The sequence below is a fragment of the Acaryochloris sp. CCMEE 5410 genome (assembly GCF_000238775.2).
Taxonomy (GTDB): domain Bacteria; phylum Cyanobacteriota; class Cyanobacteriia; order Thermosynechococcales; family Thermosynechococcaceae; genus Acaryochloris.
Genome location: NZ_AFEJ02000001.1, coordinates 627,204 through 642,758, shown reverse-complemented (window position 1 = coordinate 642,758; position 15,555 = coordinate 627,204). Strand labels below are relative to the sequence as shown.

Here is a 15,555-nt window from a genome sequence, read left to right as displayed (position 1 = left end):
CTGTATTTACCCCGTAATAGCAAAGGAATGTCCGCAGCTACAGGTCTCAATCGCATTTGGGTTGTAGAAGCGGAATCCTCCCCCCATCAGATCTTCGGTATAGTCCAGGGTTAAACCAGAGAGGTATTTCATGCTTGCTTTTTCGACAACCACCTGAATGTCCTCACAATCAAAAACTTGATCGTCGGGTTGGGGGGATTCAGCAAATTGCATTTGATAGGCCAACCCTTTGCAGCCGCTGGCATCAACCACAATACGGAGCTGGCCACCTGGTAAATGCTTCTTTTGGAGGCGTTTTAATTCACCTATTGCAGTCGGGCTGAGTTGAATCATATTGGGTTGAGTATTCCAATCGCAAAAGACTAGCGTGCGTAATCGTCATCAAAGCGCACAATATCATCTTCGCCTAAATACTCACCGTTTTGAACCTCAATCAAAACCAAAGGCACCATACCAGGATTCTCCAGCCGATGTTGGGTAAACCGAGGCACATAGGTAGACTCATTTGCACTCAGCATCAAGTCTTCCTCGCCTCGCACCACTTTAGCGATACCGGCAATCACAATCCAATGCTCACTCCGATGATGATGCATTTGCAAGCTCAAGCGGTGTCCAGGCTTCACCTCAATCCGCTTGATCTTATAGCCTTGGCCTTCTTCCAAAATCGTAAAGGATCCCCAAGGACGCAGCTCCGTTGCAGCGACACCTTGGTGAGCAGGTACTGGTGCTGCTAAAAGGTTGGATGGTTGAGTTTGGACCACGGTTCCGACTTACCTCAATAGGGTTTTGCATTGGCATGAGTTGACAATTGCTTAATCACGACAGGGCCATGCCATAATCCCCAATCGTCTAGGGCTGATTCGGATTAAGTTGTTTGAATGCACTGGAGCGTTCAATGCATAACATTATGATTTAAGCAACCAGAGGATTTTTTTTAGGTGATCTTTGTCACTCGCAAAGGTCAATTTATAAAAGCAAATATTTATTCACAATTAACGCAAAAAAGATTAAGCGATAAATAAATTTGCTTAAGGTTTTGTCTTTAATGCAATCTAGATTAAGAACATTCGAATTGACAAATTGTCAACCTTGAACAATTTAACCTAAGAAATTGGGCTCAGCAAATTTCCTGCGGAGACAAATTATCTAGCATTGGGCTGCCAAAACACCCCAATGCCATTTTGAACCCGTGCTGCCGTCACCGGATGCCGATCCAGTAGTTGACCGCCTAGATACAAACTCGTCGAACTTCCTCCATCTAGATTTAAGGCATTGACAGATCCCAACCGCTGCATGATGAGTGCCCATTCTTTCAATGTTGGGCCTGGACCACCCACTCGGTTATGAACTGCCGCCAACAAAATCGTGCCATCTGCCGTTTGCCCAATCCCACTCCGAGGTGCAGATTGAGTATCGAACGGAGGGCGGAATTCTTCAGCTTTAGCGTTCAATACCACTTGACCATTGCTCACTAACAAAGGTCCAGCCCCCACAATATTGGGAAACCCATTGAAGCTGGCAGGTGTTGTCGCAGTCTGGATTTGGAGTTGAGTACCAGAAGCCAAGGCCCCACCGACATCAAAGGATCTAAGCACCAGCAAATAGCCATTCTTAGGAATCGCAAAAGACTTAGCACTCGTACTGACCTTCTCAGAAACGACCTGATTGTTAATGACCGTAATAATTTTTTCGGTTTTCAAAATGGGGGTATATGCTGGCCCCCAGGTTGGTGTATATCGAGCAATCCCTTTTTGGGGATAGCCACTATCCAGGGACACAATGGATAACCGCTTGCCCCCCGATGTACTCAGAACTTGCTGCAGGTTGAGTCGTCCCATTTGGAACTGACCTTGGGGATTCCAAGCCACCACGCCTCGATTTAAAATAGGGCTGGAAATCCACTGACCATTTTGACGAATGGCTCCCAGGGGCGTTTTATTATTGCGATTAAAGTAGCCAGCGTTAATCGCTGCTGCCACTTGATTTCCTTGAGCCATTGATAAGAGGGGATGAATACCCAGAAGAGCATTCCGATTCCCCCAGATGGGCTGAAGCTTTAGCCCTGGTGTCTGAGGGTTCAATGCTAACCAGGTGACGGGGTATTGTTTGTTGCCTAAGCTGATGACTCGCTCTTGTCGAAGAATGCCCGGAGCCCACAAGATGCTGCGTTGTTCAGGGACACCACCTTTGATATCTATGACCAGTCGATTAGGATTCGTCAGCATCCACACTCGAGGACGCATTGTTCCTCTAATCACACCACTTAAGAGAGTTCTTCCCTGTTCTCGGGTGATTTTTAGGGATTTTAAAGCAGATTTTGGAGGGAATTTCCAAGCTTTACCTAGTCCAGCATCAGCAGTTGCATCAATAGCCAAGACAAACTCGCGGTCTTTTTCCCCACTTCGGCTATTAGTCAACCGCTCCATTTGCCACGGGGTAGCCTGATCTAAATCAATGACCAAACGATGCCCCCATTGTTGTCGACCAGACCTAATCTTGCCAATCTTGGCGGCAGGAGACTGGATCTTGAGCACATTGCCCTGGGGATGAATCTGCCAGTTAACGGATCGCGCCAAAGGGGAAACATCGAGATACCGAGACGCGCCGTTTTCACTAAACCGAGTTGTTAAGGCGATGGGTTTAGGGGTGAACCATTGAACGGGCTGCTGCCGAAAATCATTTGAACTGGTTAAATCTACTCCAAATCGGCGATTTAAACCACTATCGCTAATCCCTATGGACGGCATGGATTGGCCCGGATCTTGCCATTGTGTCCAAGCCACTGGATAGGTACGGCCATTGAGTTGGATCTGATTGCCCTGATGAGTACTGGCATTAGCGACCTGGACAATCGGTTGATTAACCGCAACCTGGGCAGCAGGAGTTACAGCCAGCACACCTGGGCCCAGCATCAAGAAAGAGGATAGGTAAGCCAAAAGCTAGAAAGGGGGGATAAAGGACAAAAATTAAAAACTATTTACCCAAGATACCCAGCAAACAGAACAAAGATTTCGATTCGAAATAGTCCTTAAGGTGTTTCGATGCCAGTACCGCTGGAATCAGGAGTAGACGGAGTCGGAGAACCTAACTGTTCCTGCTGTTTCTTGCGAAATGCATCAACGGCTGAGTCGAAATTAGCAGATTGATCTTCTGCGAACTCACTACCAGAGCGACTATTCACCTGCTGCAAGCGATTCAAAAGGTTCAGTAAGGATCCTGGGCCTCCCCGATCCGTAAAGACCTCCTCTGCACTATTTGAATCTTCTAGCTGGAAATCCTGTAAAGGATCATTGGTGGGTGAAGACTGAGCCAAAGCAGGAAGTGGAGTAACACAGGTGAGAACACCCAGGACTGTTAAAGTCGAGACTTGGGAACGAATCAGACGGATATTCATGGTTTTCCTCAGCTCAGAAGCAAAATAAACGATTAATTGATGAACATAAGCTATATACGATATTACCCATATCTACCCCTATGCAAAATTAAGGTCATACCTGTCACGGATATTCTGACTTGCAACTTTTTGGAAACCCAGGGCTGAAAGGTGATCAAACTCACTGATTAGAGTATGAACCATAATCTTTAATGATTCTTAGAATAAAAGATAACCAGTAAGCATTTAGACTCTCTTTTCGGTTCGAATGTTTCTTCTTCAGAAACTGCACTAAGGTTCCAAAATATTAATTTTTCGACGACTGTCGAAATTTAAGTGGAATTGGTCGATCCTAAGGAATGAGGGTTTTAAAGACGGAGTCATAGGTAGGCAGATGCATTCATCCAAGACGCAGCAAGATATAGAGAAGCAGCTCGTTCCATGTCCTGAAGCAGGATGTATAAGTCAATCAGATTCTTCATCTAGGTTTGTTCAGTTTATCTCTGTCACCCATCCCGAACTTGAAGCTAGTTTGCCCCAAGCCCTCCATTTCAAACATCAGTTCAAAGGCCAAATGGACCTTAAGGCTGATAAGGACACGGTAATGGCCTATTTGGATGCTCATCAAGGCTGGTTCTGTCGATGTGCGCATCCCATGAAGGTAGAGCCAGTGGGGAGTAATGGATATATTCTCTCCTTGGGGCGGTATGGCTCCTTTGGGTTTGAAGTGGAACCCCAAATTGGCCTAGAGCTGCTCCCTCAAGAGGAAGGGGTTTACCGGATTACGACCATTCCTGTCCAGAATAAGTTTGATCACTGCTATCAAGTCGACTTTCAAGCTGCTATGTATTTGAACGAGACTTCTGATCCGGACGATCATTCATCTCCCCCCCAAACTTCGGTGGAATGGGACTTAGCTTTAGACGTTGCGATTGTGTTTCCTCAATTTATTCTTCGTCTCCCTCGCAAAATGATTCAAGGAGCAGGTGATAAGTTGCTACAGCAAATTGTTCGACAAATCTCCCAACGGCTGACGAAAAAGGTACAAAATGATTTCCATGCTACCCACGGTATCTAATAACCCAAAGGCGGCTTGGCCATCTATGCCTTTCCCACTGTTGAGAGCGACGAGACAGATCAGGAAGTCACCTAGGGGGAAAAGCTAAACCTTTATGAGCAGTCAACGCCCAAGACAAAGAATTTAGGTATTATCCATTAGCAACTATAATTCGAACGAAAATTTGAGGATTGTGGCTGAATGGGCAACTTTCCCTGCTGTAGGCAGTCATGAATGAAGGTATTTTCCTCCTCGCAGCTAAATATTTTGACTTTACCTACCCGTCAGCCTGTCATAAAATCATGCAGGTTATGGCCCGTATGATGTCAAACTCCTTTTAGGGCAAGGGGGACTAGACCCTCGGTTTTCAGTGCCATTCCTGGTTATGTTGCTCAATTTCTCAGTTCATCATTGGCTTATGTTATCGGCATCTCAATTCAAACTTCATCGCTATCTGCCGTTCTGTACGGGATGCTTATCCCTGCTGCTGTCTTTGGTTGCAAGTCCTGCGATCGCATTAGAGTTACGCATCGCCCTATTACAAGGGCAAGGGGATGTCGTGATCGGGAGTTCCACCTCTGCCAACATCGTCAATGGTCAAGGGACAACGGTAGGAGCATTACCCCCCTTGGAAGGTTTCTTTGCCAAATCCACTCCCGGGGCTGTCACTTTTTTTGGCAAAAAGGGATGGCAACTTTCCATTGAGCCTTCTGAAGGTGGTTTTGTTTACATCAAAGATCGATGGTATCGAGGTCAGGTCCGATTAATCACAACAGCCCAAGGTATATCAGTGATTAATGAAGTGGATTTAGAGGACTATCTGGCAGGTGTTATTGGCAAAGAGATGCCGAGAACGTGGCCCCAAGAAGCCTTAAAGGCTCAATCTGTAGCAGCCCGATCCTTTGCTCTATACCGAAAAGGTAAACAGAAAAACCCCCTCTACGATTTAGTTAATACCACCAAAGATCAGGTTTATGGGGGCATTGATGGCGAAGCCGAGAGTACACGAGCTGCAGTCCGAGCTACAGCGGGTCAAGTGTTGACCTATCAAGGCAATATCGTGGAAGCCTTGTTTCATGCGAATTCTGGTGGCCATACGGAAAATTCTGAGCAAGTATTTAGTGGCGTTATTCCCTACTTGAGAGGCGTTCCCGATTTTGACCAAGAAGCGCCTAATTTTCAATGGTCTGTGAACTTTTCTCAAGCACAACTGCAGCAAAAACTATCGGGACTGGGTAATATTCTTGCAATGACTCCTCAAGGGACTACAGCCCATGGTCGTGTCAAAAGCATCAAAGTTGTCGGAGAGCAAGGGACAAAAATAATGAAGGGGCGTGAATTTCGCCGAGCCCTGAAGTTAAAAAGTACCTTATTTCAAGTTGTTCCCCAATCTGATTTAGTGGCGAGTCAAGCTCAAGCTGTGCCCAGTAAGCCCTCCGGCTTCACCATTAACGGTCGTGGCCATGGCCATGGGTTAGGGATGAGCCAGTGGGGCGCTTTAGCCCTTGCCCAGCGAGGAAATACCTACCAGCAGATTTTGCAGCATTATTACAAAAACACTGTTCTCCAAACCTCCTATTGACAGTAGGAACTCAATCCTTGAATCCATTTGGCAATAGGATCCGCGCCATTCATTTGTATTAGCAGCACCGTTGAATCACACATAGGATAAATTTCATGGCAAAAGTCGCTCTCATTACTGGCATTACGGGTCAAGATGGAGCCTATCTGGCAGAGCTATTATTGGCCAAAGGCTATCACGTTCATGGGATTAAACGACGCGCTTCACTCTTCAATACGGATCGGATTGATCACTTATACCAAGATCCCCATGAGAAGGATCGACGCTTTTTCCTTCACTACGGTGACTTGACCGATTCAACTAATCTCATTCGGATTGTGCAGCAAGTCCAGCCTGACGAAATTTATAACTTAGCGGCTCAAAGCCATGTGGCGGTTTCCTTTGAGACGCCAGAATATACCGCCAATGTTGACGGCCTTGGTACCTTAAGATTCTTGGAAGCCATTCGCATCCTAGGCTTGGAGAAAAAAACGAAGTTTTATCAGGCCTCTACCTCTGAATTGTATGGTTTAGTGCAAGAAGTGCCTCAAACGGAGAAAACCCCCTTTTACCCTCGCTCTCCTTACGCTGTTGCTAAACTCTATGCCTACTGGATTACGGTGAATTACCGAGAAGCCTATGGCATGTATGCCTGTAATGGCATTTTGTTTAACCATGAATCTCCCCTCCGAGGTGAAACCTTTGTTACCCGGAAGATCACCCGTGCGATCGCACGAATTTACCTGAAAAAGCAAAAGTGCCTATTTTTAGGAAATATGGACTCCTTAAGGGATTGGGGCCATGCTCGGGACTATGTGGAAATGCAGTGGTTAATGCTTCAGCAAGACCAGCCTGAAGATTTTGTGATTGCCACGGGACAACAATATAGCGTCCGCCATTTTGTCACGATTGCCTGTAAAGAAGTCGGCATTGACATTCGCTGGGAAGGGGAAGGTCTCGACGAAAAAGGCTATGACCAGGAGGGGAATTGTATCGTCGCAGTCGATCCCCGTTACTATCGCCCCACAGAAGTAGACACCTTATTAGGGAGTCCCGACAAAGCGAAGGAAAAACTCAAATGGGTTCCCAAAGTTAGCTTTCCAGAGCTAGTCCAGGAAATGATGGCAGAAGATTTGAAAGCCGCTAAGCGGGATAAGATTATTGAGGATCACGGCTATCCTGTTCCCCTTGTCCATGAATAAATTTGCGTTTTAGGCTAAATTCTAAGCCTATGGATAGGGGTGATTCCCAGTGAACATTATTTGGTAATGAAAGTACTGCTAATACATGGCCTGGGACGCTCACCCCTATCCGTATTTGGATTGTCTCAATACTTACAGCAAGCCGGATATCGTACTGAGTTATTTGGCTATTCATCCCAAATCGAATCCTACGCTCAAATTATTGAGCGTTTACAGAGCCGTTTAGGAGAGCTAGAACCGGGCCGTTATGGCATCATTGCCCATTCCTTGGGGGCCGTGTTAGTACGATCTGCCATTACACCTCATTCTTCCTTCAAGCCCAACCCAGTGATTTTACTGGGACCGCCTAACCAGTCTCCCCGTATCGCTCAGTTGGCTCAGCGATTGAGTCCCTTATCGCCATTTACAGGAGAATGTTTGCAGAACTTGGCGGACCCCAGTTTTTATCAACAGCTCCCTAATCTAGCCATTCCTCATATTATTATCGCTGGGACGAATGGTCCTCGGGGGACTTGGAGCTTTTTTGGCAATGAGGTGAATGATGGCATCCTCACCTTAAAGGAAATGCAGTTAGAGGATTGCAGTCGCTCCATCATACTTCCCGTCAACCATATCCAAATGTTGAATAATCCCCTAGTGCAGCAAACGATCTTACAAATTCTTGCTGATCCTGCATCAAAACTGGAGGCTCACCCTACATAACCGCAAGCTACCCTGGCATTTCTTGTCTACAGTAAGGGTATGACCATCATCACTTGCGACCACCTTGAAAAAGTCTATCCAGTTGCTATTAAGGAACCCGGATTTAAAGGCACTCTATCTCATTTTTTTCAACGACAACATCGCCTTGTCAAAGCAGTACAATCCGTTACCTTTAAGATCGAACCCGGAGAGGTGGTTGGTTTTTTAGGTCCGAATGGCGCAGGCAAAACCACAACCTTAAAAATGTTGACCGGTTTGATCCATCCATCGGGAGGACAGGTAAACGTCGCTGGCCAAATTCCCTTCCGACGCAGCTCAGCCTTCCTGGAAAAGATCACCTTGGTCATGGGGCAAAAGCAACAGCTGCTATGGGACTTGCCGGCGTTAGATTCCTTGCGGATCAATGCAGCTGTTTATAAAATCAGCCCCCGTGAATTTCAGTATCGAGTCGATGAACTATCTGAGATGCTGTCTTTAGGCGGCAAGCTCACTCAACCCGTGCGCAAGCTTTCCTTGGGAGAGCGGATGAAGGCAGAGCTACTGGCTGCCCTCTTGCATCGTCCTCAGGTGCTCTTTCTCGATGAGCCGACCCTGGGTCTAGATGTCAATGCTCAAGTCAGCGTTCGTGAGTTTCTCCGGGAGTACAACCACCGTTACGATGCGACGATTTTGCTGACCAGTCATTATATGGCAGATATTACAGCCCTCTGCGATCGCGTTCTCTTAATCCATCAAGGTCAACTCATTTATGATGGGGGCCTCAATCAGTTAATGAATCGCTTTGCTCCCTATCGGGAAGTCAAGCTAGAACTCATGCAAACGCCTGACCCCATAACCTTGGAGCAGTATGGCGAAATTGAAGAGATCACTGGACGAGAAATTCGCTTACTCGTTCGTCGGGAAACTCTAACCCACACCGTCTCCCAAATTTTGGCCAATCTCCAGGTACTGGACTTAACCATCACAGACCCACCCATCGAAGAAATTATTCGACGAGTTTTTCAATCGGGAAAGGTCACATGAGTTCTATCTTTCGAAAAATCACGACCTTCTTGACCGTCTATTACGCTTATATGTTGGAATACCGGGCAGAATTGCTGCTATGGGTATTAGCCAACTCACTCCCGCTGATTATGATGGGAATTTGGTCTCAAGCCGCCACAGAGGGGCAATTTTCCCTTACTGCCCTAGACTTTGCTCGCTACTTTATCTCTGTTTTTATCGTTCGACAATTCACTATTGTCTGGGTGATTTGGGACTTTGAGCGAGAAATCGTCGAAGGCAAACTCTCTCCCCGACTCCTCCAACCCATTGATCCCGTCTGGCATCATGTCGCTGGCCATGTATCTGAGCGATTGGCCCGCCTTCCCTTTTCCGCCGGATTAGTCATCCTATTTTTTGCTCTTTATCCTCAAGCCTTCTGGTGGCCTAGCCCCCTGGGCTTGGTTTGGGGGTGCTTGGCTACGGCCTTGGCTTTTATTCTGCGGTTTATTATCCAATACACCTTTGCCATATTTGCATTTTGGGTTGAACGGGCCACAGCGATTGAACAACTATGGTTTTTATTTTATTTGTTCCTATCGGGAATGATTGCTCCCCTCGATTTATTCCCGCCAGCGGTTCAGGTGGTTGTGGTGTGGACCCCCTTCCCTTATCTCATCTATTTCCCTGTCAGCCTCTTAATCGGCCTGCCAACGCCTATTGCCAAGGGCTTTGGTATCATGCTGGCCTGGTGTGTGTTGGGCCTAGTAATGAATCGTTGGCTGTGGCGTCGAGGCATCAAACATTACTCAGGAATGGGAGCTTAGGGTCTCAAGCAGCTATGGCTTGAGTAATAGCTTGAGCCATCGCTTGGGAATCAACCCCTTCAAAACCAACGGGATTTAAATCAGCAGTCGTATCAACTTGGTTTGCAACCACAGCCTCCACTGCGGTCTGTAATCTGTGGGCCGCCTCCTGTTCTCCTAAATGGCGCAACATTAGCGCACCGGCTAGGATAAGTGAGGTCGGATCATCCCCCACGTCTGTGCCCGTTGATTGGGCACCAAACACTGCATATTTATCGCCGACATTTGCAATCGGTACACTCGATCCACCCACCATGCCAGCACAGAGATGGGCAAGCAAATCACCATATAAATTTGGCATCACCAGCACATCAAATCTTTCGGGTTTCTGCATTAATTCCTGGCATATCACCTCTATGGAGCGATCCGCAAACGCTATGTCTGGAAACTCTTGGGCAATATCACGGGCAATCTCAAGAAAAAGACCGTCTGTATGGGCCATAACATGCGCTTGATGAACCGCAATCACTTGGTGCCGTTTGGTCTTTCGAGCATAATTAAAGGCAAATTCAATGATTTGACCACAGCCTTTAACGGAAATCGGTTTAATGCCTACCGCAGCATCTTCTCGTATCCGTTTGCCAGACAGTTTTGACAGAAAAGAACGAGCATCTGCAGCTTCTACTGAAGTGCGCTCAAATTCGATGCCAGCATAGATCCCCTCTGTCGTTTCTCGCACAATCATTATGTCAACATTCTGATAATTGCTGGGAATCCCCACCATCGTTTTTGCGGGTCGCAAGTTGACATAAAGATCTAGCTTTTCCCGGATGTCTGCTTCCATCTGACGATAATTATCCGGCGTCATCAATGGCCCAATGACAGCAGTTTTAGTCGTTCGGATAATATCAAAGATATAGTTCGGTAATAGACTCTGCTGATCCTCTCCACCGATATCGACAATCTGCCAATTAATGTCGACCCCTGTTGCAGCAATAGCCATCTGCAAGGCATTCGTTACCCGCGCCCCTAGTTCCCCCTCCTGAATCAAGACCACCGGATATCCCATTTACTTATCCCCCTCAATTTAGGACTTTAGCCGCGATCGTTCATCATCCGAATCTAGTTAACACTTGCACAGGCACCCTATTCCTGTCCTCGTAACCTCACCCCAAAATACTTCTTTGAGGGGGATACACTGATATACTCCACCAGGAAACGCTTGGTCACCTTACTATTAGGTTACCCATACAGCTGGTCAAGGTGCTGCAACCTTTAGAGAAGATACATGTCCCCAAAAAAAGCCACAAAAATCATCTATACCCATACGGACGAAGCCCCCGCCTTAGCCACCTATTCTTTCCTGCCTATTGTCGAAGTTTTTACCCAAGTAGCCGGTATTGAGGTGGAAACGAGGGACATCTCCCTAGCTGGACGCATTATTGCGAGTTTCCCCGAGAAGCTAACTGCTGACCAACAGCAACTCGATAATCTGGCTTACTTAGGAGATCTGGCAAAAACGCCTGAAGCGATTATCATCAAACTCCCCAATATCAGTGCCTCTATCCCCCAATTAACTGCCGCGATCCAGGAGTTACAGGCCAAAGGGTATAACATTCCTGATTACCCAGCCAGTCCTCAAAATGAGCAGGAAATCACGATCAAAAACCGGTATGCCAAGGTTCTGGGAAGCGCAGTTAATCCAGTTTTAAGAGAGGGGAATTCAGATCGGCGAGTGGCTGCAGCCGTCAAACAATATGCCCAGAAAAACCCTCACCCTGTCGGTTCTTGGACATCCGATTCGAAATCTCATGTGGCTCACATGGATACTGGTGACTTTTATGGCACTGAGCAATCTGTTGTGATCAGCCAATCAGGACAGGTCAAAATTCAGTTAGTAAAAGAAGACCATTCTCTGCAAGTTTTGAAAGAGAATATCCCTGTTCTTGAAGGCGAAGTCATTGACGCAGCAGTGATGCAGGTACAGGCGTTAAGAGCCTTTTATGAACAGGAGATCAATACAGCAAAGGCTGAAGGCATCCTCTTGTCTTTACATGTCAAGGCCACCATGATGAAAGTCTCTGACCCGATCTTATTTGGCCATGCTTTAACTACTTACTACCAGGGTGTCTTTACTGAATATGCTGATACGTTTCAGGCGCTTGGAGTTAACGCCAATAATGGATTAGGCGATCTTTTTTCCAAGATTCAAACCTTGCCAGATTCAGAGCGCTCAGCCATCACAACAGCCTTTAAAGCGGCAGAACAATCTGGTCCTCCCCTAGCCATGGTCAATTCTGCTCAGGGCATATCAAATTTCCATGTCCCTAGTGATGTCATCATTGATGCCTCTATGGCGGCTGCCATCAGGAACTCTGGCAAAATGTGGGGACCCGATGGTCAGCTCTATGATACGAAAGCGATGATCCCCGATCGCAGTTACGCAACCATGTATCAAGAGTGCATCAAATTCTGCCAAGAACATGGCGCTTTTGATGTCCAAACCATGGGAAATGTTGCCAATGTAGGGTTAATGGCTCAGAAGGCTGAAGAATATGGTTCCCATGATAAGACCTTTGAAATTCCTGCTGACGGGACTGTCCAGGTCATAGATCAGACGGGGCAAATTTTAATGGAGCACTCGGTCCAGAAAGGGGACATTTGGCGCCTGTGCCAAACTAAAGATATTCCCATCCAAGACTGGGTAAAATTGGCGGTTAATCGAGCCAAAGCTACAGGTTCTCCAACTATTTTCTGGTTAGATCCGGATCGGGCTCATGATGCAAACCTTATCCAGAAGGTGCAGCAATATCTGGCTCAATATGACATGACGGATCTAGATATTCGAATCATGTCTCCCGTTGATGCCATGTGCTTTACCTGTGAACAGATTAAAGGTGGCCAAGACGTCATTTCGGCTACCGGGAATGTCTTACGGGACTACCTTACGGATTTATTTCCCATTCTAGAATTAGGAACAAGCGCCAAAATGTTATCCATTGTTCCTCTACTCGCTGGAGGCGGATTATTTGAAACTGGCGCAGGGGGCTCTGCTCCCAAGCATGTTCAACAGTTTCTGAAAGAAGGGCATTTACGATGGGATTCTTTAGGAGAATTTCTGGCTTTGGCTGCAACTCTGGAAGATGTAGGACATAAGACCAGTAATAAAAATGCTCTAGCCTTAGCGACAGCACTCAATCAGGCGAATAGCCAATATCTAGAACAAGCTAAATCCCCTTCCCGTGCTGTCCACGAGTTAGACAACCGGGGGAGCCATTTCTATTTAGCCCTCTACTGGGCTCAAGCTTTGGCAGAGCAAGATCAAAATCCTGCCTTCAAAACTCTGTTTACGGACTTATTCCAACAGCTCAGCGAGCACAAAGAGACTATTTTGGCCGAACTTAATGCTCTCCAGGGTCATCCAACAGAGATTGGTGGGTATTACTTGCCAGATACGGAAAAAACTTGCCAAGCCATGCGTCCAAGTCAAACCTTGAATCGGATTTTGGCCTCACACCTTAAGAACAGCACAGGATAGGAGATTTTTATCGCTCACCCACTTTCCCCTTGAACTAAGTCCTGGTTTTAAGGAGACCTTTAAATTTTATTGTCGTTACACAGCTTTTGATGGGCATTCTAGAACCGGAAGGTTCTGGGATAAGCCTAACAGTTTATCCCAGACCTACTGCTCCCAAACTCACTGTGTCAGAATCTTGTATTCTGCGCAGTGAGTTAAGATTACAACCTTTATATACCTTTGCCAGTTTTTGGCAACCTAAATTACCATAACGGTTCATTGTTATTGGATTGCCCTGAGCCGGGTCCCCAAAGAGGCTCTTGCCGTCGCGGCGCGGGAGCTGGAGCGGGGCGCGGTGCAGGTCTAGGTGCCTGTCTTACCGGTGCAGGAGCGGGCGCTGGGCGCGGGGGCACATAAGTCGACCGTTGGGGAGGCACATAAGCTGGGGTAGATCGAGCCGGTACTGATGCAGCTTGAGCAGCTTGGGCGGCCTCTAATTTTCGCTGGGCCTCTGCTGCAGCCGCTATTTTCTTTTGCCTCTGTCCATTTAAAGCCTTAAGTTGCTTATCAAAATCTTTTTGCTTCGCTTCAACTTGAGAGGCAACCAAGGTGTCTTTCGGAACCTCTTTAAGCAGCTTGATAGCTTTCTCCCATTCCGCTTTGTGTTGATCGAGGGTTGCAACAGAGTCATCACTTTTAGCCTTTTTTTGCACCGCTTGGGCAATGGTCGTTGCCTGCTTGAAGGTCTCGTCTGCTTTGTTCTCTGTCTGAATTCGAGTCGCGATGGCTTTGCTCTCAGCTTGGTACTCGGCTATGGCCTTTTTGGCATCATCGTAAACCTTGACATTTTTAGGAATTTTTTTAAGCTCTGCAATAGCATCATCCATTTCTTTTTGAGCCGATTGGAGATCATCGATGGTTTTAGCCTGTTGCTCGCGAGTTTCTGCAGACTTGGCATCCTCAACGGCTTCGTCGAAGGTCGCTTGAAATTGAATGTCTTGAGAACAGTTATTTAGGACAGTGCAAACAGATTGAAGGTGGGGGGAGGTAAAGGCCAACGCCGTCCCACCCATTAACAGGGCTACCAATCCTCCAGTCAACACTTTAGTTCGACTCAATCCATTCGTTTTTTGGGGAGATCTGGGAGAGACTGCAACCGTTTCTGGAGGCATAGCCCCAGGAAGATTTGCCGCAGATGCCTGTGGAGTCGTGTGGATGGGATCAGCTTGTTGAGCGGTGTCTCCTATTTGTGACAACCCGTTAGAAGTATCTAAATTAGGAACATTGGTAGATTGTTGAGCCGTTGTTTCTAACTGCTGAACCGTATTGTCTGTTTGAGCTGTCGTTTCTAACTGTTGAACCGTATTTTCAACAACAGGTAAGGGTTGTGCAGGACTGTCCGTACTCTGACGAAGATTGACGACTGTTTCCGGTAAATTATCTATGGGAGGGGGTGGCGATGCTTCTGCTTCTCGCGCTGCTATTAAACTTTGAACGGCCAATAACGCATCATTTGCAGACCGATACCGCTGCCGGTAATCGTAAAGCACCATCTTTTCTAATAAGGTGGCAAAGGCAGGCGATACGGAAACGCGATCGCGCCAAGCAATTTCCCCTGTATTCTCATCTTCGGGCAACTCACCAAAAGAAGGACGCAACCCCGTCAACGCCTGCAAGGCAATGATTCCCACCGCATAGACATCACTACACAGGCGGGGTTGTCCCCGGAATTGTTCACTCGGCATATATCCCGATGTACCGATGAGGACAGTACGAGGCATTTGGGTTGCCGATTCTGCAATTTGGGTGGTGACTTGTTTTACCGCCCCAAAATCAATCAATACCAGTTTGCGATCGCTCTGACGCCGAATTAAATTAGAGGGCTTAATATCCCGATGAATAACCTGCTTATCGTGCACAAAGGACAACACCTCTAGGATGTCATGGAGCAGTTCAATCACCGTCTCTTCATCTAGCTGCTGGCCTGGAACCAGCTCATCCGCCAGACTTTCCCCTTCTACATATTCTTCCGCTAGGTAGAACTCTTCTCCATCTTCAAAGTGAGCCAGCAACCGAGGAATTTGAGGATGGTCTCCGAGCTGGTGCAGTACCTTCGCTTCCGAATCAAACAATCGTCGCACAGTATGCAGCAAAGCCGGCTCATGGGAACCTGTTTTAAGCTTTTTGACCACACACTGAGGAGAGTCAGGTAAATGGGTATCTTCAGCTAAGAACGTTTCGCCAAAGCCACCTTCTGCTAATGGTTTAACAACGGAATAGCGTCCTGCCAGTTTGCGTCCTAACATAGGATGGATCTCAGCGTCTAACAACGATGTGAAACAATGAAGGGTGTTTC

At 47.0% G+C, this 15,555-nt stretch carries 13 protein-coding genes; 7 read left to right on the top strand and 6 right to left on the bottom strand.

Going from position 1 to position 15,555, the window contains the following annotated elements:
- Positions 1 to 6 precede the first annotated feature (6 nt).
- From ON05_RS02815 to ON05_RS02800, 4 genes are all read right to left on the bottom strand, one after another.
- Positions 7 to 333: an iron-sulfur cluster assembly accessory protein gene (locus tag ON05_RS02815; protein ID WP_010475211.1), complete on the bottom strand. Its 327-nt coding sequence runs from the start codon at positions 331 to 333 to the stop codon at positions 7 to 9.
- Positions 334 to 362: 29 nt separating this feature from the next.
- Entirely contained in the window at positions 363 to 761 is a 399-nt protein-coding gene (locus tag ON05_RS02810) for a cupin domain-containing protein (protein WP_010475209.1), read from the bottom strand.
- A 381-nt stretch (positions 762 to 1,142) separates the two neighbouring features.
- Positions 1,143 to 2,897 (bottom strand): phosphodiester glycosidase family protein, encoded by a 1,755-nt coding sequence (locus ON05_RS02805; protein ID WP_139025865.1) that lies wholly within the window; start codon positions 2,895 to 2,897, stop codon positions 1,143 to 1,145.
- A 131-nt stretch (positions 2,898 to 3,028) separates the two neighbouring features.
- Complete coding sequence (locus tag ON05_RS02800) at positions 3,029 to 3,394, bottom strand: hypothetical protein (RefSeq protein ID WP_010475206.1); 366 nt, start codon at positions 3,392 to 3,394, stop codon at positions 3,029 to 3,031.
- 373 nt (positions 3,395 to 3,767) lie between these two features.
- On the opposite strand from ON05_RS02800, the gene ON05_RS02795 reads away from it, so the two are divergent.
- The 6 genes from ON05_RS02795 (at position 3,768) to ON05_RS02770 (ending at position 9,703) form a co-directional block, all read left to right on the top strand.
- Positions 3,768 to 4,451: a DUF1997 domain-containing protein gene (locus tag ON05_RS02795; RefSeq protein ID WP_010475204.1), complete on the top strand. Its 684-nt coding sequence runs from the start codon at positions 3,768 to 3,770 to the stop codon at positions 4,449 to 4,451.
- Positions 4,452 to 4,848: 397 nt separating this feature from the next.
- Positions 4,849 to 6,012: a SpoIID/LytB domain-containing protein gene (locus tag ON05_RS02790; protein ID WP_039780679.1), complete on the top strand. Its 1,164-nt coding sequence runs from the start codon at positions 4,849 to 4,851 to the stop codon at positions 6,010 to 6,012.
- A gap of 95 nt (positions 6,013 to 6,107) precedes the next feature.
- On the top strand, positions 6,108 to 7,193 hold the full coding sequence (gene gmd, locus ON05_RS02785) for a GDP-mannose 4,6-dehydratase (RefSeq protein WP_010475200.1): 1,086 nt from the start codon (positions 6,108 to 6,110) through the stop codon (positions 7,191 to 7,193).
- 66 nt (positions 7,194 to 7,259) lie between these two features.
- Entirely contained in the window at positions 7,260 to 7,895 is a 636-nt protein-coding gene (locus ON05_RS02780) for an alpha/beta hydrolase (RefSeq protein WP_039780665.1), read from the top strand.
- A gap of 39 nt (positions 7,896 to 7,934) precedes the next feature.
- The gene (locus ON05_RS02775) at positions 7,935 to 8,918 is read left to right on the top strand and encodes an ATP-binding cassette domain-containing protein (protein ID WP_010475196.1); all 984 of its coding nucleotides are present in this window, start codon (positions 7,935 to 7,937) and stop codon (positions 8,916 to 8,918) included.
- Positions 8,915 to 9,703 (top strand): ABC-2 family transporter protein, encoded by a 789-nt coding sequence (locus ON05_RS02770; protein ID WP_010475194.1) that lies wholly within the window; start codon positions 8,915 to 8,917, stop codon positions 9,701 to 9,703. The genes ON05_RS02775 and ON05_RS02770 overlap by 4 nt, the downstream gene beginning before the upstream one ends.
- Positions 9,704 to 9,707: 4 nt before the next feature.
- Here ON05_RS02770 and ON05_RS02765 read toward each other — a convergent pair whose 3' ends face one another.
- Positions 9,708 to 10,751 (bottom strand): isocitrate/isopropylmalate family dehydrogenase, encoded by a 1,044-nt coding sequence (locus ON05_RS02765; protein WP_010475192.1) that lies wholly within the window; start codon positions 10,749 to 10,751, stop codon positions 9,708 to 9,710.
- A 219-nt stretch (positions 10,752 to 10,970) separates the two neighbouring features.
- On the opposite strand from ON05_RS02765, the gene ON05_RS02760 reads away from it, so the two are divergent.
- Positions 10,971 to 13,220: an NADP-dependent isocitrate dehydrogenase gene (locus ON05_RS02760; protein ID WP_010475189.1), complete on the top strand. Its 2,250-nt coding sequence runs from the start codon at positions 10,971 to 10,973 to the stop codon at positions 13,218 to 13,220.
- A 242-nt stretch (positions 13,221 to 13,462) separates the two neighbouring features.
- On the opposite strand, the gene ON05_RS02755 is transcribed toward ON05_RS02760, so the two are convergent.
- Positions 13,463 to 15,505, bottom strand: a complete 2,043-nt coding sequence (locus tag ON05_RS02755) for a serine/threonine-protein kinase (protein WP_010475187.1) — start codon at positions 15,503 to 15,505, stop codon at positions 13,463 to 13,465.
- Positions 15,506 to 15,555: the final 50 nt, after the last annotated feature.